The following is a 20,585-nucleotide window of genomic DNA, read 5'->3' as shown; positions in this document are numbered from 1 at the left end:
GAGCCGGACATGGAGCTCACGACCCTCTGGTTCATCATCATCGCGGTCCTGTGGACCGGCTACCTCGTGCTCGAGGGCTTCGACTTCGGCGTCGGGATCCTCCTGCCGATCCTCGCGAAGGAGAAGGACCCGGAGATCCGCGACAAGGAGCGGCGCGTCGTCATCAACAGCATCGGGCCGGTCTGGGACGGCAACGAGGTGTGGCTGCTCACCGCGGGCGGCGCGACGTTCGCGGCCTTCCCCGAGTGGTACGCGACGCTCTTCTCCGGGTTCTACCTGCCGCTGCTGCTGATCCTCGTGGCGCTCATCGTGCGCGGCGTGTGCTTCGAGTACCGCGGCAAGATCTCCGACCCGGGCTGGGCCCGCTGGTGCGACCGCGGCATCGTGTTCGGGTCGTGGCTGCCGTCGATCCTGTGGGGGGTCGCGTTCGCGAACCTCGTGCGGGGCGTCGACCTCGACGCGGCGCACAACTACGTCGGCGGGTTCTGGGCGCTGCTCAACCCGTTCGCCCTGCTGGGCGGCGTCGTCACGCTCGCGCTCTTCGTGTCGCACGGCGCGGTGTTCCTGGCGCTCAAGACCCGCGGCACGATCCACGAGCGCGCCCTGCGGCTCGCCCGCCCGTTGTCGGTCGTGACGCTCGTCGTCGCGGGCGCCTGGGCGCTGTGGGCCCAGCTCGCGTACTCCCGCAACGACTGGACGTGGGCGGCCGTCGTCGTCGCTGCGCTCGCCCTGCTCGCGCTCGTCGCGGCCGTGTGGGTCGACCGTGAGGGCTGGGCCTTCGTCACCTCGGCCGTGACGATCGTCGCCGCGGTCGTGCTGATCTTCGGTGCCATGTACCCGAACGTCATGCCGGCGACCGACCCCGCGAACTCGCTCACCGTCGACAACGCGAGCTCGACCCACTACACGCTCGTGATCATGACCTGGGTCGCGGTGGTCCTCACGCCGCTCGTCCTGCTCTACCAGGGGTGGACGTACTGGGTGTTCCGCAAGCGGCTCACCGCCGAGGCCATCCCCGACCCGATCGGCCTGAGCCTGCGCGCGCCCCGCGACGACGCCGACGACGCCACCGACCGGGCAGCGGCGTCCGGCACGCGGTGAAGCCGCTCGACCCCCGGCTCCTGCGGTACGCCCGCGCGGCCCGCACCCACCTCGCGCTCACGACGGTCCTCGGCGCGGTCGCGGGCGTCCTCGTCGTCGCGCAGGCGCTGCTGCTCGCGTCCGCCCTCGCCGCCGTCGTGCACGACGGCGTGGACCTCCCGGCGATCCGTGGGCGTGTCGGGTGGCTCGCGGGCGTCGTGGCGGCCCGGGCCGCGGTGGCGTGGTGCCAGGAACGGTTCGCCGTACGCGCCGCGCGCACCACGGTCGGCGAGCTGCGCGAGGCCGTCGTCCAGCACACGGTCGCGCTCGGGCCGCGCTGGCGGGCGTCGCCCGACGCCGCGGGCGTCGCGACGCTCGTCACCCGCGGCCTGGACGACCTCGAGCCCTACTTCGTGCGGTACGTCCCCCAGCTCCTGCTGACCGCGGTCGTCACGCCGCTGCTCGTCGTCGTGACGTTCGGTCTCGACTGGGTCTCCGGCGTGATCGTCGTCGTCACGCTGCCGCTCGTGCCGCTCTTCATGGTCCTCGTGGGGCGCCTCACCGAGGGCGCAGCCGAGCGGCGCCTGCGGACGCTGGCCCGGCTCGGCGACCAGCTCCTCGACCTCGTCGCCGGCCTGCCCACCCTGCGGGCGTTCGGCCGCGCCGCCGGGCCGCGCGCCCGGGTCCGTGAGCTCGGCGAGGCCAACCGGCGCGCCACGACCGCCACGCTGCGGTACGCGTTCCTGTCCGGCATGGTCCTCGAGCTGCTCACCACCCTGTCGGTCGCGATCGTCGCCGTCGGGATCGGCCTGCGGCTCGTCGACGGGCGCATGGACCTGTTCACCGGGCTCGCCGTGCTGGTCCTCGCACCCGAGGTGTACCTGCCGCTGCGGCAGGTCGGCGCCCAGTTCCACGCGTCCCGCGACGGTATCGCAGCCGCCTCGGCGGCCTTCGAGGTCCTCGAGCTCCCCGTTCCCGCGCGCCGCGCCGGCGGCGTCCGCGTCGACCTCACGCGCGCCGTGCTCGTGCTCGAGGATGTCGACGTCGAGGCTCCGGGGCGCGACCTCGTGGCACCCTCCGGGCTCGACCTCGCGGTCGCGCCCGGCGAGGCCGTCGCGCTCGTCGGCCCCAACGGCGCCGGCAAGTCCACCGCGGTGCAGGTGCTGCTCGGGCTCGTCGCGCCGACCCGCGGACGCGTCGTGGTGCGGCCCGTGACGGGCGGCCCGAGCGGCACCGACCGCGACCCTGTCGGGCCCGCGCAGGTGGACCTCTCGGACGTCGACCTGGACGACCTGTGGCGGCAGGTCGCCTGGGTGCCCCAGCGTCCGACGCTCGGCCCCGGGACCCTCGCCGACGTCGTCGAGGGCACGTCCACCGTCGACCCGCGCCCCCCGGCCGACGCGGCGCGGCGCGGCCGGGCGGCACGTGCCACCGGGCTCGATGCCGTGGTCGCCGCGCTCCCGGACGGCTGGGCGACACCCCTGGGTCGCGGCGGCCTCGGCCTGAGCGTCGGCCAGTCGCAGCGCGTGGCGCTCACCACCGCGCTCCTCCGGGACGTCCCGCTGGTCGTGCTCGACGAACCCACCGCGCACCTCGACGCGGCCTCCGAGCGCGACCTCGTCGCCGCGGTGCGGGCGCTGCGCGACGACGGCCGGACCGTCGTCGTCGTGGCTCACCGCCCCGCGCTGGTGGCCGCGTGCGACCGCGTCGTGGACGTGCGGTCCGCCGTCGTGCGCGCCACCGGAGCTCCGGCGGCGGTCGCATGACCGCTCCCGGGCGGGCCGCGCGACCCACGACCACACCGCTGCGACGCGCGGTCGCCCTGCTCGAGGTCAGTCCCCGCCGTGTGCTCGTCGCCGTCCTGCTCGGCACGCTCGCGCTCGGCTGCGCCGTCGGCCTCGCCGCGGTCTCCGCGTGGCTCATCGCCCGGGCGTCGCAGCAGCCCCCCGTGCTCACGCTCTCCGTCGCGGTCGTCACGGTGCGGGCGTTCGGCGTGGGCCGCGGCACGCTGCGCTACGTCGAGCGGCTCGCGTCGCACGACGTCGCGCTCCGCGGCGTCGCCCGGCTGCGCGAGAACCTCTACGCACGACTCTCGACGGGCCGCGCCGAGGCCGTCGCCGCGCTGCGCGAGGGCGACCTGCTCGCCCGCACGGGGACCGACGCCGACGCGGTCGGCGACGTCGTCGTGCGGACCGTCGTGCCCGCCGGTGTGGCGGTCGGGGTCTCCGCGCTGTCCGTCGCGATCGTGGGCGTGCTCCTGCCCGAGGCGGGAGTCGCGCTCGCGGCGACGCTGCTCGTCGCGGGCGTCCTCGCCCCGTGGCTGGCCGACCGGGGAGCGGCGGGCACCGAGGGGCGGTCCGCCGACGCCCGCACCCGCATGGGCTCGGCCGCCCTCGACGTCCTCGGCGACACCGGCCCGCTGACCGTGTCGGGTGGTGTCCACGACCGGGCCACGGCCCTGCGCGAGGCCGACCGGGACCTCGTGCGCGCGTCCGACGAGGGCGCCCGCACCTCGGCGTGGAGCGCCGCCCTGACGACCGCGGCGACCGGCGCGGCCGTCGTCGCGTCGCTCGTGCTCGGCACGTCGGCCGTGCAGTCGGGGCGTCTGACGCCCGTCGAGCTCGCAGTCGTCGTGCTCACGCCGCTCGCGGCGTTCGAGGCCGTCGGGGCCCTCCCCGCCGCCGCGGTCCAGCTTCGTCGTTCGCGTGAGGCCGCCGCCCGCATCATGGCGCTGCTCGACGCCGCGGAGGCCCTTCCGGCACGGGCGCCCGTGCCGGTCGCTCCGGGACCCGAGCCGGTGCCCGGCGCAGCCGCGCCCCCGGTGCTGTCGGCGCAGGACCTCGCGGTCGGGCACGCAGGCACCGCCGTGCTGACGGGTGTCGACGTCGACCTCGCCGCGGGCGGCACGCTCGCCGTCGTCGGACCGAGCGGCGTGGGCAAGACGACCCTGCTGCTGACGCTCGGGGGCCTGCTCGCGCCGGTCTCGGGGCACCTCGTGCGGCACGCGGACGCGGCCTGGACGGCCGAGGACGCGCACCTGTTCGACACCACGGTGCTCGAGAACCTCCGCGTCGCACGCGGGGACGTCACCGCCGACGAGGCCCGGACGGCGCTCGCCGCGGTCGGCCTGACCGACTGGCTGGACGCGACGGCCGCCGGGCTGGACACCCGCGTCGGGGCGGCCGGGGCCGCCGTCTCGGGCGGCGAACGCCGTCGGCTGCTGCTCGCGCGGGCGCTGCTGGCGGACGCACCCGTGCTGCTCGTCGACGAGCCGGCCGAGCACCTCGACCCCGCGTCCGCCGACGCGATGGTGCGGACCGTCCTCGGGCTCGCGCGCACCGGCCGGTCCGTCGTCGTCGCGACGCACCACCTCGGGGCGCTCGCGGCGGCCGACCGGGTCGTGCTGCTCGCGCCCGCTGCCGACGGCGGTCCGGCCCGCGTCCTCACGTCCGGCACGCACGACGAGCTGCTGGCGACCTCCGCCGACTACCGGTGGGCGGTCGGGCCGGGCGGCGCGGCACCCTGAAGGTCGGGCGCCCTGCTCGGTCATCTCGCGGCGTCGTCCGGGACTCCGAGCAGATCCTCGTCCGCGAGCGCGACCCGCCCGGTCGCACCCGCCCGGAGCAGCGGGTCGTCGGCGACGAGGGCATCGGCCTGCAGCACTGCGACGGCGAGGTACTCGGCGGGTGCCGTGTCGTGCCAGCCGAGCTCGGTCGCCAGGGTCCAGGCGGTGGCGCGCGACACCCGGTCGTTGAGCAGACGTACCCGCAGCGACGCGACACCCTCCAGCAGCCGTCGACCCTCGCGCACGCCACCAGCACCTCGCCGCGCACCACGCGCAGCGCGGTCGCGTCGAGCGCGAACCGGGTCACGCCATCTCCGCTCGCTCAGGCCGCCGGGGTCGCCCCGAGACGTGTCAGGAACAGGGCCTCGGCGACGGCGAGCCGGGCGATCTCCCCCGGGTCGACGCTCTCGTTCGGCGCATGGATGAGGCACGCGGGCTCCTCGACGCCGAGCAGCACCACCTCGGCGTCGGGGTAACCGTCCTGGAGGACGTTGCACAGCGGGATCGAGCCCCCCTGGCCGGCCGTCGTGGTCTCGGCCGCGCCGAACGCGTCGGCGAGCGCCTGCGCGAGCGTGTCGAAGACGTGCCCGGACGTGCGCGCGCGGAACGGCTGGCCGGTCCCCTCGGGTTCGACTGTCACCCGGGCGCCCCAGGGTGCGTGCGCGTGCAGGTGCGCGGTGAGCTTCTCCAGGGCGTCGTCGGGGTCCGTGCCGGGCGGGACGCGCAGGTTGAGGCGTGCGGCGGCGCGCGGCTGGATCGCCGCGGACGAGCCCACGACCTTCGGTGCGTCGATGCCGAGGATCGTGAGCGCGGGCCGCGCCCAGAGCTGGTCGGCGACGCTGCCGGAGCCGAGCAGGCCGACCCCGTCGACGACGCCGGCATCGGTGCGGAACTGGTCCTCGTCGTACGCGACGCCGTCCCACACCTGCGTGGTGTCCAGGCCGTCGACCGTCGTGTTCCCGTCGGCGTCGCGCAGGGTCGCGAGCAGCACGACGAGCGCCGCGAGCGCGTCGGGGGCGGCGCCGCCGAACATGCCGGAGTGGATCTCTCCGGCGAGGGCCTCCACGCTCACGACGACGTTCGCGATCCCGCGGAGGGTCACGGTGAGGGTCGGGACGCCGAGGGCCGCGTTGCCGGTGTCGGCGATGAGGATCGCGTCCGCGCCGAGCTCGCCGGGGTGCTGCTCGACGTACTGCTCCAGACCGCCGGTGCCCTGCTCCTCGCTCCCCTCGATGAGCACGCGCACCCCGACGGGGAAGCCGTCGTCGCCGCCCGCCGACCGCAGGGCACGCAGGGCCCGCAGCGCGGTGAGGTGGGCGACGATGTTGCCCTTGCAGTCGGCCGCGCCGCGACCGTAGAGGCGCCCGTCGCGCTCCGTCAGCTCGAAGGGCGGCGTCGTCCACGCGGCGTCGTCGAGCGGCGGCTGCACGTCGTAGTGGGCGTACAGCAGCACGGTGGGTGCGCCCTGCGGCCCGGGCCGGTACCCGACGACGACGTCCGAACCGTCGGGCGTCGGCTCGAGGCGGGCGTCGTCGATGCCCTCCGCCCGGAACGCGTCGGCGACCCACTGGGCGGCCCGAACGCACTCCTCGTGCGGGAACAGCCGCTCGTCGGCGACCGAGGGGATCGCGACGAGGGTCCTGAGGTCGTCGAGCGCCCGCGGGAGGAGACCGTCGACGGCGTCGCGCACGGGCGCGACGTCGACGGCGGAGGACGACGGGGCGGGGGTGGTGTCAGCCATGCCCCCACCCTCTCACCGGAGGAACGAGCCGTCGTGCGGGCGGGTGCTCAGCCGAGCTTGGACACGTCCCGGACCGCGCCCTTGTCGGCGCTCGTCGCCATCGCGGCGTAGGCCCGCAGAGCGGCGGACACCTGGCGGTCGCGCCCCTTCGGCGCGTAGACGCCGCCGAGCGCCAGGCGACGCTCCTCGAGGGTCACGTCGTCGACGAGCAGCTCCATGGAGCGGTTCGGGATGTCGATGCGGATGCGGTCGCCGTCCTCGACGAGCGCGATCGTGCCACCGGCAGCGGCCTCGGGCGACGCGTGGCCGATGGACAGGCCGGACGTCCCGCCCGAGAAGCGGCCGTCGGTCACGAGCGCGCAGACCTTGCCGAGCCCGCGGCCCTTGAGGAACGACGTGGGGTACAGCATCTCCTGCATGCCGGGGCCGCCCTTGGGGCCCTCGTAGCGGATGACGACCACGTCGCCGGCGACGACCTGCTTGCGCAGGATCTTGTCGACGGCCTCCTCCTGCGACTCGCACACGACCGCCGGGCCCTCGAACGTCCAGATGGACTCGTCGACGCCCGCCGTCTTGACGACAGCACCGTCGACGGCGAGGTTCCCGCGCAGCACCGCGAGGCCGCCGTCCTTCGAGTAGGCGTGCGCGACGTCGCGGATGCAGCCGTTCGCGGCGTCGGTGTCGAGGCTCTCCCAGCGGGACGACTGCGAGAACGCGGTCGCGGAGCGCTGGCCGCCGGGCGCCGCGTGGAACAGGTCCAGGGCCTCGTCGGACGCCTCGCCGCTGCGCACGTCCCACGTGCCGAGCCACTCCTTGATCGAGTCGGAGTGCACGGTGTGGACGTCCTCGTTGAGCAGGCCGCCGCGGTACAGCTCGCCGAGCAGCGCGGGGATGCCGCCCGCGCGGTGGACGTCCTCCATGTAGTAGGTGCCCTGCGGGGCGACGTTCGGCGCGACCTTCGCGAGGCACGGCACGCGGCGCGAGACCTCGTTGATCTCGGTGAGTCCGTAGGCGATCTCGGCCTCCTGGGCAGCGGCCAGCAGGTGCAGGATCGTGTTCGTCGAGCCGCCCATGGCGATGTCGAGCGCCATGGCGTTCTCGAACGCGGCGGGCGTCGCGATCGAGCGCGGCAGCACGGACGCGTCGTCGCCGTCGTAGTAGCGCTTGGTGATCTCGACGACAGTGGCGCCCGCCTTCTCGTACAGCGCACGGCGGGCGGTGTGCGTCGCGAGGACCGAGCCGTTCCCCGGCAGCGAGAGCCCGATGGCCTCGGTGAGGCAGTTCATCGAGTTGGCGGTGAACATGCCGGAGCACGAGCCGCACGTCGGGCAGGCGTTCTCCTCGATGCGGCTGATGTCCTCGTCGGACACGTCCTCGTTGACCGCGTTGGTCATCGCGTCGATGAGGTCGAGCTTGCGGACCGTCCCGTCGACGAGCGTCGCGCGGCCGGCCTCCATGGGCCCTCCCGACACGAAGACCGTCGGGATGTTGAGGCGCAGCGCCGCCATGAGCATGCCGGGCGTGATCTTGTCGCAGTTCGAGATGCAGACGAGCGCGTCCGCGCAGTGCGCCTGGACCATGTACTCGACCGAGTCGGCGATGAGGTCACGGCTGGGCAGCGAGTAGAGCATGCCACCGTGGCCCATCGCGATGCCGTCGTCCACGGCGATCGTGTTGAACTCCCGGGCGATCCCCCCGGCCGCCTGGATCGCCTCGGACACGATGCGCCCGACGGGCTGGAGGTGCGTGTGCCCCGGGACGAACTCCGTGAACGAGTTCGCGACCGCGATGACCGGCTTGCGACCGATGTCCGCGCCGGCGACGCCCGACGCGCGCATGAGCGCGCGGGCTCCCGCCATGTTGCGTCCGTGGGTGACCGTTCGGGACCTCAGCTGGGGCACGTGTCCGCTCCTCGTGGATCGGGGTTCTCGGGGGGTGTGCCCGCTCGCGCGAGCCACGGTGCAGCGTACGCCTCATCTCGCCTGATGAGTCGTGGACGTCCGCCTGCCGACCGTCGGAGCGACGTCACCGGCGGGTGGCACGGCGTCCACGGCGTACGGTCGACGGGTGAAGATCCTCGTGCCCGACACCGTCCCGCTCCTCGACGCCCTCGCGACCGCGCTGCCCCACGACGACCTCGTGGCCTACCCGCGCAAGGGGCCGTTCCCGGCCGGTTCCGAGGACGCCGAGGTGCTCGTCGCGTGGGACCTCTCGCACGACCTGCTCGCCGCCGCACCCGCAGCCCTGCCCGCGCTCCGGCTCGTCCAGGGCCTCATGGCGGGCCCGGACCGTCTGCTCCGCACCGATTTCGCCCCGGACGTCACCATCGCGTCAGGCCGCGGCCTGCACGACGGACCGGTCGCCGAGCACGCGCTCGCCCTGGTCCTCGCGGCCGCGCGCCGCCTCGACGTGTGCGCCGACGCCCAGCGCGAGCGCCGGTGGGCCGGAGAGCTGCAGCGCGAGCAGACACGGCCCGCCGGCGAGCGGTTCTCGACGCTCGACGGGGCGCACGTGGTCGTCTGGGGCTTCGGGTCGATCGCCCAGCGGCTCGCGCCGCTGCTCGCCGCGCTCGGCGCCCGCGTCACCGGCGTCGCGAGCGCCGCGGGCGAGCGGGCCGGGTTCCCCGTGGTGTCCGACGCCGACCTCGCCGACGTGCTCCCCACGGCCGACGTCCTCCTGTCCGTGCTGCCCGCGCTCGAGTCGACGCGCGGCGCCCTGGACGCGGACGTCCTCGCGCAGCTGCCCCGGCACGCCTGGTTCGTCAACGTGGGCCGGGGCGCGACGGTCGACGAGCCGGCGCTCCAGGCCGCGCTGCGCGACGGACGCATCGCGGGCGCCGCGCTCGACGTCGTCGCCACCGAGCCGCTGCCCGCCGACTCACCCTGGTGGGACACCCCGAACGTGATCCTCACGCCGCACGTCGCGGGCGGGCGCCCCCAGCACGCCGACGAGCTCGTCGTCGCCAACGTCGAGGCCCTGCGCACCGGCGAGGCGCTGCGCAACGTCGTCGACCGCTGACGGACGAGCGCCCGCGCTCACCAGCGCCCGTTGCGGGGGCGCGGCTGACAGCGCGGGCACGTGTACGACGACCGGTTCATGAAGGCGTCCCGCCGCACCGCGGTGCCGCAGCGGGGGCACGGCCGACCCTCCTGCCCGTACACCGCGAGCGAGCGCGAGAAGTACCCCGAGGCGCCGTTGACGTTCACGTAGAGCGCGTCGAAGCTCGTGCCTCCCTGCGCGAGCGCCTCGCGCACGACGTCCTCGGCCGCGGCGAGCAGACGCGCACCCTCGGCGCGTCGCAGGGTGTCGGTCGGCCGCGCGAAGTGGAGCTGCGCGCGCCACAGCGCCTCGTCGGCGTAGATGTTGCCGACGCCCGAGACCAGGGACTGGTCGAGGAGCGCACGCTTGAGACCGGTGCGGCGGCGACGCATCGCCTCGACGACCACGTCGTGGTCGACGGCCGGGTCGAGGAGGTCGCGCGCGACGTGCACCACGGTCTCGGGGACCAGCGGGGCGGTGCTGCCGAGGCCGCCCGGCGCACCGTCAGGTGTCGGGACGAGCGGCACGACGGCGAGGTACCCGAACGTGCGCTGGTCGACGAAGTCGAGGGCGTGCTCGCGCCCCTCGGGGCTGTCGAGGACGAGGCGGACCCGCAGGTGCCGGGACCGGTCGCCGAGGTCGTCCGCGTCCCGGACCAGGAGCTGGCCGCTCATCCCGAGGTGGGCGACGAGCGCCAGCGGGCCGCGCTGCCCGCCGGTGTCGTCGAGCTCGACCCAGAGGAACTTGCCGCGCCGTGCCGCAGCGGTCAGCCGGGCGCCCGTGAGCAGGTCCGCGAGCTCGGCCGCCCCACCGGGCTGCCGCCGGACCGACCAGTCGCGCAGCACCTCGGTCGCGACGACGCGCGACCCGAGGACGTGCCGGGCGAGCCCGTCCCGGACGGTCTCGACCTCGGGCAGCTCAGGCACGCTCCTCCGCGAGCCGCGCGTACGCCTTCTCGGCGGCCTGCTGCTCCGCATGCTTCTTCGCAGTGCCCTTGCCCGTCCCGAGGACGCGCTCGCCGACGAGCACGACCGAGGTGAACACGCGGGCGTGCGGCGGACCGTCGGCCTCCCAGCGGTACACCGGCGCACCCAGGCCCAGCTCGCCCGACAGCTCCTGGAGGGACGTCTTCCAGTCGAGACCCGCGCCGAGGTCGGCGGCTCGGTCGAGCGTGCTGTCCACGAGCCGGTGCACGAGCTCGCGCGCCGCGCCGTCCCCCGCGCTCAGGTAGACGGCACCGATGATCGCCTCGACGGTGTCGGACAGGATCGAGTCCTTGTCGGCGCCGCCGGTGCGCGTCTCGCCCTTGCCGAGCAGGATGTGGGCCCCCAGGCCGAGGTCACGTGCGACCGCGGCCAGCGCGCGCTGCGACACCGTGGCCGCCCGCATCTTCGCGAGCTCCCCCTCGGGCAGGTCGGGGTGCGTGCGGTAGAGGCTCTCCGTGACGACAAAGCCGAGCACCGAGTCACCGAGGAACTCGAGGCGCTCGTTCGTCGGGATGCCGCCGGCCTCGTGGGCGAACGAGCGATGAGTCAGGGACAGCACGAGAAGCTCGGGGTCCATCTGGACCCCGAGCTTCTCGATGAGCTCGTTCACCGCACCGGCGCCGGACGTCCCGCGGGGACGAGGCTGCTGTGCGGACACGCGCGTCCGCTCAGGCGCCGTGCTCGGTACGGAGCGCCGCCGCGTACGTGCGGCCCTTGTAGCTGCCGCAGGTGGGGCAGGCGGTGTGCGACAGCTTGTCAGCCTTGCACTGGGGGCACGTCGTGAGGTTCGCGGCGGTGGTCTTCCACTGCGAACGGCGCGCACGGGTGTTGCTGCGCGACATCTTGCGCTTCGGAACAGCCACGGCTAGCTCTCTTTCGTCTCGTCGGGCACGTTCGGGTCGAACATGCTCTGCAGTGCCGACCAGCGAGGGTCGACCACGTCGTGATGGTGATCAGGGTCGTCCGCCAGACGCGCTCCGCACTCGGAGCACAGTCCCGGGCAGTCCGGCTGACACAGCGGTTGAAATGGTAGTGCAGTCACGACCGCGTCCCGGACCACGGGCTCGACGTCGACCAGGTCGCCGTCCAGCTCGCGGAGCTCCTCGTCCTCGTCTCCCGACTCGGCCGCGGCCCGTGCCCGCTCGGGGTAGACGTAGAGCTCCTGGAAGGTGACGTCGACGTCGTCGACGACCTCCTCCAGGCAGCGCACGCACTCCCCGACGGCACGACCCCGGACCTCGCCCGTGACGAGGACCCCCTCCATGACCGCCTCGAGCCGCACCAGCAGCTCCAGGTCGGTCCCTTCGGGGACGCCGATGACGTCGGTACCGAGATCGGCCGGTGCGGGCGCGGTGCGCTCCACGACACGCTGCGACCCGGGACGACGGCTCAGCTCGACGGTGTCGAGGGTGAACGGCGACCGCGGGTCGGTGGTGATGTGGTGCTCCATGTCGTGTCGTCTCCGGCTGCCCCCGGACGCGCGCGACGACGTCACGCTGCGAGGTGGGGGCGATCTCGGTCCCGTCCACCCGGTGGAGCGACCGCTCCACCGACCCTCACCCGGAAGACCGGGAGACGGAACGGCAGGACCAAAGGTCTAGTCTACGGCATCACGAGCAGCGCCCTCAACCTGCGCGCGCTGTCACGCGCTCGGGCCCGCTCAGCTCGTGGGCGCGTCGACCGACCGCTGCACCGCACGCTCCGCCAGCCGGCGCCGCCCGGCCGCCACCTGGACGCTCGCCGACGTCAGCGTGTCCTGCAGCGCCGCGAGACGCTTGTCGCAGTAGTCGTCCGCCTCCTGCCGGATCGCGTCCGCCTCCGCCTCGGCGGCCGCGACGATCTGCCCGGCACGCGCCTGCGCCTGCGCGACGACGTGCTCACGCTGGACGAGCTCGATCGCCCGCGCCCGCGCCGTCGCGAGGACGTCCTCCGCCTGCTCGTGCGCCTCCCCGAGCACGCGGTCGGCGTCCTCGAGGACACGGTCCGCCTCCGCGAGCTGGTGCGGCACGGCCTCGCGCAGCTCCTCGACGAGCGCCTCGAGCTGTTCCTTGTCGACCCGGACCTGATGGCTCAGCGGGACCGGCCGGGCCGCGGACGCGAGGTCCGCGAGGTCCTGGACGATGGCCGTGAGTGTTGCGACCGGGTCGTTGCCCTGCGCCGGTGCGGTGCTCATGTGGTTCTCCTTGCAGTTCCGTTCCGGTCCGGCCGGTGTTCAGGCACGCCCGCGGGCCAGGGCGGCGCGCACGGCGTCGCCCACACCCTCGGGCACGAGGTCGTCGATGTCGCCGCCGTACCGCGCGACGTCCTTGACGAGGGAGGAGGCGACGTGCGCCAGCGCCGGGTCACCCGGCAGGAAGAACGTCTCCACCCCCGCGAGATGACGGTTCATGAGCGCCATGGGCAGCTCGCCGTCGAAGTCCGCACCGCCGCGCAGACCCTTGACCACCGCGCGGGCTCCCACGCTCCGGCAGAAGTCCACGAGCAGCCCCGGCACCGGCTCCACCCGGACCCCGTCGAGGTCCGCGACCGCCGCCCGCGCCAGGTCGACCCGCTCCGCCACGGCGAGCAGCGCCGACTTGCCGGCGTTCTGCGCGACCCCGACGACCACCTCGTCGAACACGCCCCGGGCGCGACGGACCACGTCGAGGTGCCCGAGCGTGATCGGGTCGTAGGAACCGGGACAGACGGCGAGGCTCACGCGCCGCACGCTAGCCCAGCGCGACGTCCGGCCCCGGGAGGCGCACCGCCGTCGCGCCGGATCGCCGTCAGGTCGGACAGCAGTCAGGCCGCGGTACCGCCCGGCGACACGTAGTAGACCGACGTCTCGCCGTACTGCTTGCGCTCGTCGAGCACCCAGCCGTCCGGCAGCGTCGGCTCCGGGCCGCGGGACGAGCGCTCGACCACGACCGTCGAGTCGTCGGCGAGCACGCCGTCCGCCGCGAGCTGGCGCAGCACGAGCGCGAGGTCAGGCTCCGTCACGTCGTAGGGCGGGTCGATCAGCACCAGGTCCCAGGGCACCGTCGGCGCGTCGCGCGTGAACCGCTCCGCCGGGAGCTGGGCGACCCGCACGTCGGCGAACCCGAGCGCGCGCGCGTTGCGCCGGCACGCCTCGACGGCGCCCCGCGCCGCGTCGACGAGCGTCGCCGTGCGCGCCCCGCGGCTCAGCGCCTCGAGACCGAGCGCGCCCGACCCTGCGTAGAGGTCGAGCACGCGCGCGTCCTCGACCGCGCCGAGGTGCTCCAACCGGGAGAAGATCGCCTCCCGCACCCGGTCGCTCGTCGGCCGGGTGCCCTTCACGGGTACCTCCAGCGCCAGCCCACCTGCCGTGCCCGCCACGATCCTCGTCACGTGCTCGACCCTAGCGAGCCCCGCGACGGGACGCGTGCGCGGCCCGGCCGCCGGCCGCCGTCGGCCGTGCGCCGCCGGCGTCAGGCACGCTCGAGGAACTCCTCGCGCTCGGCGTCCAGGCGCTCCGCGATCGCCGCCGCGAGCGCCGGGGCGCCGACCAGCTCGGGGTCGTCCGCCACGAGGCGCACCGCCGCGGACCGCGCGTCCTCGATGACGGCCGCGTCCTGGACGACCCGCAGGAACCGCAGCGAGCTCGACCGGCCGGACTGCGCGGCCCCGAGCACGTCGCCCTCCCGGCGCAGCTCCAGGTCGACCTCCGCGAGCTCGAAGCCGTCCGTCGTCGCCGCGAGCGCGTCGAGCCGGGCCCGGCCGGGCGAGCCGGGCGGCGCGTCGGACACGAGCAGGCACAGCCCCGGGTCGGTGCCGCGTCCGACCCGCCCGCGGAGCTGGTGGAGCTGTGAGATGCCGAACCGCTCCGCGTCGAGGACCACCATCACGGTGGCCTGCGGCACGTCCACGCCGACCTCGACGACGGTCGTCGCGACGAGGACCGGGACGGAACCGTCCGCGAACGCCGCCATCGCCCGGTCCTTGTCGGCGGGCGGCAGCTGGCCGTGCAGCACGCCGATCCCGACGCCCGCGAGCTCGGGGGCGGCCCGGAGCTCCTCGGCGACCTCGAGGACGGCTCGCAGCGGCGGCGCGCCGCCCTCGGTCGGCTCGTCGAGGAAGTCGAGGACGTCGTCCGTCTCGTCGGTGCCGGGTCGACCGGCCGGCGCGGTCGGACCCGCGGGCCCGTCGGCGGCGCCCGGGTCGTCGGGGTGGATCCGCGGTGCGACGACGTACGCGCGTCGCCCCGCGTCGACCTCCTCCCGCACGCGCGCCCACGTGCGCCGGACCCAGACGTCGTTGCTCGCGGGCACGACGTGCGTCACCCTCGCTGCCCGACCGGCCGGCACCTCGGTGAGCGCCGACGTCTCGAGGTCGCCGAAGACCGTCATCGCGACCGTGCGCGGGATCGGTGTCGCCGTCATCACGAGCAGGTGCGGCTCGGACGACCCCTTGGCACGCAGGGCGTCGCGCTGCTCGACACCGAACCGGTGCTGCTCGTCGACGACGACGAGCCCGAGGTCCGCGAACTGCACCTGGTCGCCCAGCAGGGCGTGCGTCCCGACGACGATCCCCGCGGCTCCGCTCGCCGCGTCGAGCAGCGCCGCCTTGCGCGCCGCCGCGCCGAGCGACCCCGTGAGCAGCGCGACGCGGGTCGCGTGCTCGGTGCCCCCGAGCATCCCGCCCTCGGCGAGCGGACCGAGCAGCGCCGCGAGCGACCGGGCGTGCTGCGCCGCCAGGACCTCCGTCGGGGCCAGCAGCGCCGCCTGACCGCCCGCGTCGACCACCTGGAGCATGGCGCGCAGCGCGACGACGGTCTTGCCGGACCCGACCTCGCCCTGGAGCAGCCGTCGCATCGGGCGATCGCGGGCCAGGTCCGCCGCGATCGTGGCCCCGACCTCGCGCTGCCCGCCCGTCAGCGTGAACGGGAGGGACGCGTCGAACGCCGCGAGGACGCCCGGGCCGGGGCGAGGGGGCCGCGCGGCGGCGGCTCGCCGCTCAGCCCGCGTCCGACGCTGCGCCAGCGCCGTCTGCAGCACGAACGCCTCCTCGAACCGGACGCGCACCCGCCCACGCCGCCACTCGGCGTCGGTCGTCGGCACGTGCAGGTCGTGCAGGGCGCGGAACCGGGGGACGAGCCCGCGCTCCGCGAGGACGTCGTGCGGCACGGGGTCCGGGACCTCGTCCTCGGCGAGGGTGTCGAGCACGGTCCGGACGGCCCGGTGGATCTGCCACGTCGCGACCGACGCGCCCGCCGGGTAGATCGGGATCGGACGGCTCGCGGCCTCGATGGCCTCGTCGGCGCCCTCGCCGTCGGCACCCAGCAGCTCGTAGTCGGGATGGCTGAGCTGGCGCCGCCCGCGGTACTCCCCCACGGTGCCGGTGAACAGCGCCGTCCGGCCCGGCACGAGCCGACGCTCGTGGAAGCCCAGGACACCCGCCTTGCGGGCGAAGAACGTCAGGTCGAGCGAGCCCACCCCGTCGGTGACGCGCACCTCCAGGAGCGCGCCGTCGCGCGAACGCATCCGCCGCACGGTCGCCTGCTGCACGCGGGCCAGCACGGTCACGTGCTCCCCCGGGACGAGGGTCGCGAGGTCGGTGAGTCGACCCGGCGCCTCGTACCGGCGCGGGTAGTGCTCGAGCAGGTCGCCGACCGTCTCGAGACCGAGCTTCGCGAACGCCCCCGCGGTGCGGGCGCCGAGCGCCTTCGTGAGCGGCTCCTCGAGTCGCGCGCTCATGCCGCGCCGCCCTCGACCCCGACGAGCAGCGCGGCGTCGTCCCGGCCCGACGCCAGGACGACGACCTCCGCACCGGGCACCCGTTCGGCGACCGCTTCGCGCGTCCCGTCCACGTCGACGCGCTCGCCGTGCAGGAGCGTCACGAGAGCGCCGGCCGCCGCCCCGTGCAGCAGGTCGTCGAGCGCGGGGTCCGTGGGGCCGGCGACGGCCGCCACCCGGATCCCGGCGACCGCGTCCCGCAGGACGTCCCGCACCTCACCGGGTGTCGCGGGCGCGCTCGTCGCGAGCCCGCCGAGCGCCGCCACGACGTGCAGGTCCGTCGGCGCGACCAGCGCGTGGGCCGGCGGCTCGCCCGCCCACGCCGTACGGGGCGCGAGCACCACCGGGTCCGGTGTGCACTCGTCGCAGGCCCGCCGCACGGCACCCGCGCCGACGCGTCCCCCGGCGTCCGGGACGAGGACGACGGCTCCCGCGCGGGCGACCTCGCCCACCAGGGCGGGAGCCGCGCACACGGCGACAACGCCCGGGCGCTGCCCGGTGACGGTCCCCGCGAGCCGGCGCACCTGGACGTCGGAGAGCCTGCCGCGCCCACCGAGCGGCCCGTCGTCGCTGACGAGCGCACCCGCGACTCCGTCGGCCGCCGCCAGGACCGCCACGGGCGACCCCGTGTGCACGTGACCACGCCAGAGCGGCGCGGCGCCCACGACGGCCACGCTGTCCCCCACCGCCGCGAGCGCCCCCCTCAGTGCCGCCGCGGGCTCGGGACGCACCCGTGCGGCGGACGCGTCCCCCGTGACCAGGCTCAGCATGACCTCGAACTCGCCTCCCGTGACGTTCTCGTCGTCCGCCCGGACGGCTCCGACCGGGCTCGTCGCAGGAGCCCGGCCCGCCCGGGGCGGCGCGCCGGGCCGACCGCCCGCTGCGTCGATGCTCCCCGACGGCACCGACACGACCGGGTGCACGACGCCGGCGTCCGGCGCGCCGGACGCGACCGCGAGCTCGCGCAGCACGACGACGAGCCCGTGGGCTCCCGCGTCGCGGAGCCCTGCCTCCGCGAGGACGGGCAGGTCGTGGTCGCTGCGCGCGTGGGCGTCGACGGCCCCGGCGAGCGCGGCCGCCAGGACGACCGGCACCTCGACCGTCGCGGGTCCGCGGGACGCGGCACGCAGGGCGCGGCGTGCGGCCGCGGTCGCGGCGGTGAGGATGGTGCCTTCGACGGGCTCGGCGACGCCCGCGTGCGCGGCCGCCGCGGCGCGCGTCAGCGCCTGCGCCGCCCCGTCGGGCCCGGAGCCGTCCGTGAGCCCGGCGGCCAGGCCTCTGACCCACTCGGCGAGGATGACGCCCGAGTTGCCGCGGGCGCCGAGCGCGCACCCCCGCGCGAGCGCCGCCAGGAGCGTGGCGGCGTCGGCCGTCCCACCCGCACCGTGCTCGGCGTGCTCGGCGTGCTCGGCGTGCTCGGCGTGCTCGGCCGCCTCGACCTCGCGCGCGCCGTCCCGGAAGGTCAGCAGGAGGTTGGTGCCGGTGTCGCCGTCGGGCACGGGGAAGACGTTCGCGGCGTCGAGCTCGGCGCGCACGGCGCCGAGGGCGTCGACCGTGGCGCGCACCCAGCTGCGGACGACGGTCGCGTCGAGGACGGGGCTCACGGTCGGGGGCTCCTGAGGGGTCGGTGGTCGCTCGGGTCGCTCGGGTGCGTCGCGGTGACGGGTCGGCGCCGCAGCGCGTCGGTGCAGGACGGGTGCGAGGTCGGTGCCGGGTCGGGTGCGCGCCCGGAGGCGCGGTTTGAGTACGGGGTCGTTCGTCGGCTACCATATCGAGGTTGCCTGTTCACACCGGCAGCATGCGCACGCCCCGGAGACGGGCGGCGTGCCTCCCCCAGACCAATCCCCTCGCCCGGGCTTCCGAACGTGTCGGACGCGTGGGCGTGCACGACGATCAGGAGCAAACCGTGGCTGCCAACTGCGACGTCTGCGGCAAGGGCCCGGGCTTCGGGCACAGCATCTCGCACTCGCACGTGCGTACCAAGCGCCGCTGGAACCCGAACATCCAGCGCGTCCGCGCGATCGTGGGCGGTGCCCCGAAGCGCGTCAACGTGTGCACCTCGTGCCTCAAGGCCGGCAAGGTCACCCGCCCGGCCTGAGCCGCGCGGGCACACCGCCCGAGCCTTTCGACGGGAGCCCGTCGGTCCACGGACCGGCGGGCTCTCGTCATGCCCCGAGACGTTCACGCGCTCGCCACGCCCCCGCCACCCGGCGGGCGGTCGACGGGCCACCGTTCCGGTGGGACCCTGGACGCTTGGAGCACCGTCCGAAGGAGACCCCGTGGACCAGGGCACGCACGAGCCGGAGACCGTGACGATCCGGGTGGCCGACACCGACGACGCCGAGGCGATCGCGACCGTCCACATCGCGTCGTGGCGCGGTGCCTACGCGGGCATCGTGCCGGACGCCTACCTCGCGTCCCTCGACCAGCACGAGCGCGCCCGCGCCTGGCGCACGTGGCTCGGCGACGGCTCCCACGACACCTGGGTGGCGCTCGGCGACGGGCGGACCCTCGGGTTCGCGAGCGTCGGCCCGGCGCGCGACGAGGACGCCGAGCCGGGCGACCTCGAGCTGTACTCGATCTACCTCGACCCCGAGGCGTGGGGGCGGGGTGTGGCGCGGGACCTCATGCGGACCGTCCTGGCGACCGTCTCGGCGGGCGCCACGATCACGTTGTGGGTCCTCGCGGACAACGACCGCGCGCGGCACTTCTACCGCCGCCACGGCTTCGCGCCGGACGGCGTCGAACGGCGCGAGGACCTCGGCGGTGCGGACCTCACCGAGGTGCGGTACCGCCGCCGCGCCTGACGGACGGCTCAGCGACCGCCGAAGTGGTCCCAGCCCGTGCCGCTGACGCGCGGCGCGGCACCGTCGACGCTCACCCGGCCCTCGCCCGCGGCGGCGGTGCGCACGCGGCCGACGGGCCGGAACCCTCCCGGCAGCGCGGTACCGGCAGGGAACGTGGCCAGCAGGCCGTGGTCCTCGCCGCCGGTCAGGACCCAGGTCGCGGCGAGCTCGGCGCCGGCTCCACGCTCGCCTCCGGCTCGGACGAGGGTGTCCGCGACGGCGACCAGGCCGTCGTCCGGACGCAGCGCCGCGCCGTCCAGGTCGATCGCCACGCCGCTCGCGGCGGCGATGCGCCCCGCGTCGCGCAGCAGGCCGTCAGACACGTCGAGCATCGCGGTCGCGCCCGCAACCGCCGCCGCGGGACCGTCGGCGAGCGGCGGCGCGGGCGCCCGGTAGGCCGCGAGGGCACGGTCGACGTCCGCGTCGCGACGGTCCTCGGAGGGACCGCCGTCGGGACGACCGCCCGCAGCTCCCCCGCCCGTGGAGAGCACCGCCAGGCCCGCCGCGGACCAGCCGCGCACGCCGCTGAGCGCGACCACGTCGCCGGGCCGGGCGCCGCTGCGCAGCACAGGTGGCCGTCCCTCGAGGTCGCCGTGCACCGTCACGGCCACGACGACGTCGCGACCCCCGGACAGGTCACCCCCGACGACGGCCGCACCGGACGGTTCGGACGCGCCCGCGAGGCCGCGCGCGAGCCCGGTCACCCACGCCACCGGCAGGTCTCCCGGGACGACGAGCGAGACGACGAGCGCGGTCGGCCGGGCTCCCATGGCGGCGACGTCCGCGAGGTTCTGGGCAGCGGCCCGACGGCCCACGTCCTCGCCCGACGACCACTCGCGACGAAAGTGCCGACCCTCGACGAGGACGTCGGTCGACACGACGAAGCGGCGGTCGGGCGCGGCGACCACCGCGGCGTCGTCCCCGGGTCCGACGAGCGTCGCCGCGCCGGCGGGCAGCAGCGGGAAGATGCGCGCGAGGAGGCCGGTCTCGTCGAGGTCGCGGACGAGCTGCTCGTCGGGGGCGTCGGTCGGCACGGACCGACCCTATCCGGCGCACGCCCGTCCAGGTTGGCGCGCTACGGTTCGCCGGTGATCTCGCCGCGTTCCCGCCGTCCGGCCGCCGTCCTCGTCGTCGTGGGAGCCGCCGGGCTGACGGCCGCCTGCGCCCCCACCATCTCCGTGGACGTCGCGCCGGACGCGACCGACCCGGTGTGCGCGAGCGTCGTGCTGGACACCCCGGACGAGCTCCTCACGTTCGACCGGCAGGCCACGAGCAGCCAGGCGACGACAGCGTGGGGACGGTCGGGGGCGGCGATCACGCTGCGGTGCGGCGTGGAGCCGCCGGGACCGTCCGCGCAGTGCGTCGGGGTGGAGAACCCGGACGGCTCCTCGGTCGACTGGGTCGCCACGCAGGGCGACGCGGGCTGGACGTTCGTCACCTACGGGCGCGACCCCGCGGTCGAGGTCCAGGTGCCGAACGGTCTCGACGTGGGGCAGCCGACCGCGCCGCTGGTCGACCTGTCCGCGGCCGTCCAGGACACGCCGGCGACCGCCGGGTGCAGCTGACGCCCCGGCGGCCGGCGCCGGTGGGCCGGCG

The 20,585-nt window shown here is 75.6% G+C and carries 20 protein-coding genes; 7 read left to right on the top strand and 13 right to left on the bottom strand.

From position 1 onward, the window contains the following. Positions 1 to 9: 9 nt before the first annotated feature. From cydB to cydC, 3 genes are read left to right on the top strand one after another with little or no spacing between them, the layout of a single operon-like run. Positions 10 to 1,101 carry a cytochrome d ubiquinol oxidase subunit II gene (cydB, locus tag CLV34_RS09140; RefSeq protein WP_100350004.1) on the top strand — a complete coding sequence of 364 codons (1,092 nt, stop codon included), beginning with the start codon at positions 10 to 12 and terminating at the stop codon, positions 1,099 to 1,101. Next, positions 1,098 to 2,846 carry a thiol reductant ABC exporter subunit CydD gene (gene cydD / locus CLV34_RS09135; RefSeq protein WP_100350003.1) on the top strand — a complete coding sequence of 583 codons (1,749 nt, stop codon included), beginning with the start codon at positions 1,098 to 1,100 and terminating at the stop codon, positions 2,844 to 2,846. Before cydB ends, cydD begins: the two co-directional genes overlap by 4 nt. Continuing rightward, positions 2,843 to 4,606, top strand: a complete 1,764-nt coding sequence (cydC, locus tag CLV34_RS09130; protein WP_100350258.1) for a thiol reductant ABC exporter subunit CydC — start codon at positions 2,843 to 2,845, stop codon at positions 4,604 to 4,606. Before cydD ends, cydC begins: the two co-directional genes overlap by 4 nt. Positions 4,607 to 4,626: 20 nt before the next feature. Here the strand turns inward: cydC and CLV34_RS09125 are convergent, their stop codons facing one another. The 3 genes from CLV34_RS09125 to ilvD form a co-directional block, all read right to left on the bottom strand. Next, entirely contained in the window at positions 4,627 to 4,890 is a 264-nt protein-coding gene (locus CLV34_RS09125; protein WP_100350002.1) for a hypothetical protein, read from the bottom strand. A 77-nt stretch (positions 4,891 to 4,967) separates the two neighbouring features. Then, positions 4,968 to 6,386, bottom strand: a complete 1,419-nt coding sequence (locus tag CLV34_RS09120) for a dipeptidase (protein WP_100350001.1) — start codon at positions 6,384 to 6,386, stop codon at positions 4,968 to 4,970. Between the two features lie 47 nt (positions 6,387 to 6,433). Next, positions 6,434 to 8,287, bottom strand: a complete 1,854-nt coding sequence (gene ilvD, locus CLV34_RS09115; RefSeq protein ID WP_100350000.1) for a dihydroxy-acid dehydratase — start codon at positions 8,285 to 8,287, stop codon at positions 6,434 to 6,436. Between the two features lie 166 nt (positions 8,288 to 8,453). Here ilvD and CLV34_RS09110 point away from each other — a divergent pair, with 166 nt between their 5' ends. Continuing rightward, positions 8,454 to 9,404, top strand: a complete 951-nt coding sequence (locus tag CLV34_RS09110; RefSeq protein WP_100350257.1) for an NAD(P)-dependent oxidoreductase — start codon at positions 8,454 to 8,456, stop codon at positions 9,402 to 9,404. Positions 9,405 to 9,421: 17 nt separating this feature from the next. Here CLV34_RS09110 and mutM read toward each other — a convergent pair whose 3' ends face one another. The 9 genes from mutM to CLV34_RS09065 form a co-directional block, all read right to left on the bottom strand. Then, positions 9,422 to 10,351 carry a bifunctional DNA-formamidopyrimidine glycosylase/DNA-(apurinic or apyrimidinic site) lyase gene (gene mutM / locus CLV34_RS09105; RefSeq protein WP_100349999.1) on the bottom strand — a complete coding sequence of 310 codons (930 nt, stop codon included), beginning with the start codon at positions 10,349 to 10,351 and terminating at the stop codon, positions 9,422 to 9,424. Further along, complete coding sequence (gene rnc, locus CLV34_RS09100) at positions 10,344 to 10,988, bottom strand: ribonuclease III (RefSeq protein ID WP_211289414.1); 645 nt, start codon at positions 10,986 to 10,988, stop codon at positions 10,344 to 10,346. The genes mutM and rnc overlap by 8 nt, the downstream gene beginning before the upstream one ends. A 91-nt stretch (positions 10,989 to 11,079) precedes the next feature. Further along, positions 11,080 to 11,274 (bottom strand): 50S ribosomal protein L32, encoded by a 195-nt coding sequence (gene rpmF, locus CLV34_RS09095; protein WP_100349998.1) that lies wholly within the window; start codon positions 11,272 to 11,274, stop codon positions 11,080 to 11,082. Positions 11,275 to 11,276: 2 nt separating this feature from the next. Then, positions 11,277 to 11,861, bottom strand: coding sequence for a YceD family protein (locus tag CLV34_RS09090; protein ID WP_100349997.1), 585 nt, complete (start codon positions 11,859 to 11,861; stop codon positions 11,277 to 11,279). A 210-nt stretch (positions 11,862 to 12,071) separates the two neighbouring features. Then, the gene (locus tag CLV34_RS09085) at positions 12,072 to 12,584 is read right to left on the bottom strand and encodes a hypothetical protein (protein WP_100349996.1); all 513 of its coding nucleotides are present in this window, start codon (positions 12,582 to 12,584) and stop codon (positions 12,072 to 12,074) included. A gap of 39 nt (positions 12,585 to 12,623) precedes the next feature. Beyond that, entirely contained in the window at positions 12,624 to 13,109 is a 486-nt protein-coding gene (gene coaD, locus CLV34_RS09080) for a pantetheine-phosphate adenylyltransferase (protein ID WP_100349995.1), read from the bottom strand. Positions 13,110 to 13,192: 83 nt separating this feature from the next. Further along, positions 13,193 to 13,759, bottom strand: a complete 567-nt coding sequence (gene rsmD / locus CLV34_RS09075; RefSeq protein WP_100349994.1) for a 16S rRNA (guanine(966)-N(2))-methyltransferase RsmD — start codon at positions 13,757 to 13,759, stop codon at positions 13,193 to 13,195. An 80-nt stretch (positions 13,760 to 13,839) separates the two neighbouring features. After that, positions 13,840 to 16,104 carry an ATP-dependent DNA helicase RecG gene (locus CLV34_RS09070; RefSeq protein ID WP_100349993.1) on the bottom strand — a complete coding sequence of 755 codons (2,265 nt, stop codon included), beginning with the start codon at positions 16,102 to 16,104 and terminating at the stop codon, positions 13,840 to 13,842. Beyond that, a complete protein-coding gene (locus CLV34_RS09065; protein ID WP_157803776.1) occupies positions 16,101 to 17,747 on the bottom strand; it encodes a DAK2 domain-containing protein in 1,647 nt (548 codons plus the stop codon). The genes CLV34_RS09070 and CLV34_RS09065 overlap by 4 nt, the downstream gene beginning before the upstream one ends. Positions 17,748 to 18,049: 302 nt before the next feature. On the opposite strand from CLV34_RS09065, the gene rpmB reads away from it, so the two are divergent. Together rpmB and CLV34_RS09055 are read left to right on the top strand one after the other, a co-directional pair. Then, positions 18,050 to 18,241 carry a 50S ribosomal protein L28 gene (gene rpmB / locus CLV34_RS09060; RefSeq protein WP_100349991.1) on the top strand — a complete coding sequence of 64 codons (192 nt, stop codon included), beginning with the start codon at positions 18,050 to 18,052 and terminating at the stop codon, positions 18,239 to 18,241. A 181-nt stretch (positions 18,242 to 18,422) separates the two neighbouring features. Beyond that, on the top strand, positions 18,423 to 18,950 hold the full coding sequence (locus tag CLV34_RS09055; RefSeq protein WP_100349990.1) for a GNAT family N-acetyltransferase: 528 nt from the start codon (positions 18,423 to 18,425) through the stop codon (positions 18,948 to 18,950). Between the two features lie 8 nt (positions 18,951 to 18,958). Here the strand turns inward: CLV34_RS09055 and CLV34_RS09050 are convergent, their stop codons facing one another. Beyond that, positions 18,959 to 20,023 (bottom strand): thiamine-phosphate kinase, encoded by a 1,065-nt coding sequence (locus tag CLV34_RS09050; RefSeq protein ID WP_100349989.1) that lies wholly within the window; start codon positions 20,021 to 20,023, stop codon positions 18,959 to 18,961. A 54-nt stretch (positions 20,024 to 20,077) separates the two neighbouring features. On the opposite strand from CLV34_RS09050, the gene CLV34_RS09045 reads away from it, so the two are divergent. Then, positions 20,078 to 20,554, top strand: coding sequence for a DUF3515 family protein (locus tag CLV34_RS09045; protein WP_245859132.1), 477 nt, complete (start codon positions 20,078 to 20,080; stop codon positions 20,552 to 20,554). Positions 20,555 to 20,585: the final 31 nt, after the last annotated feature.

This window comes from Luteimicrobium subarcticum (assembly GCF_002798015.1).
Classification (GTDB): Bacteria; Actinomycetota; Actinomycetes; order Actinomycetales; family Cellulomonadaceae; genus Luteimicrobium; species Luteimicrobium subarcticum.
The sequence above is the reverse complement of the archived record's forward strand: the minus strand, read 5'-3'. Positions and strand labels throughout refer to the sequence as shown.

What these genes read in the sequence shown, in the direction of transcription:
- cydB (WP_100350004.1), top strand. Translation starts at nt 10, where the DNA reads ATGGAGCTCACGACCCTCTGGTTCATCATCATCGCGGTCCTGTGGACC.
- cydC (WP_100350258.1), top strand. Translation starts at nt 2,843, where the DNA reads ATGACCGCTCCCGGGCGGGCCGCGCGACCCACGACCACACCGCTGCGA.
- CLV34_RS09120 (WP_100350001.1), bottom strand. Translation starts at nt 6,386, where the DNA reads ATGGCTGACACCACCCCCGCCCCGTCGTCCTCCGCCGTCGACGTCGCG.
- rnc (WP_211289414.1), bottom strand. Translation starts at nt 10,988, where the DNA reads ATGGACCCCGAGCTTCTCGTGCTGTCCCTGACTCATCGCTCGTTCGCC.
- CLV34_RS09090 (WP_100349997.1), bottom strand. Translation starts at nt 11,861, where the DNA reads ATGGAGCACCACATCACCACCGACCCGCGGTCGCCGTTCACCCTCGAC.
- CLV34_RS09085 (WP_100349996.1), bottom strand. Translation starts at nt 12,584, where the DNA reads ATGAGCACCGCACCGGCGCAGGGCAACGACCCGGTCGCAACACTCACG.
- CLV34_RS09070 (WP_100349993.1), bottom strand. Translation starts at nt 16,104, where the DNA reads ATGAGCGCGCGACTCGAGGAGCCGCTCACGAAGGCGCTCGGCGCCCGC.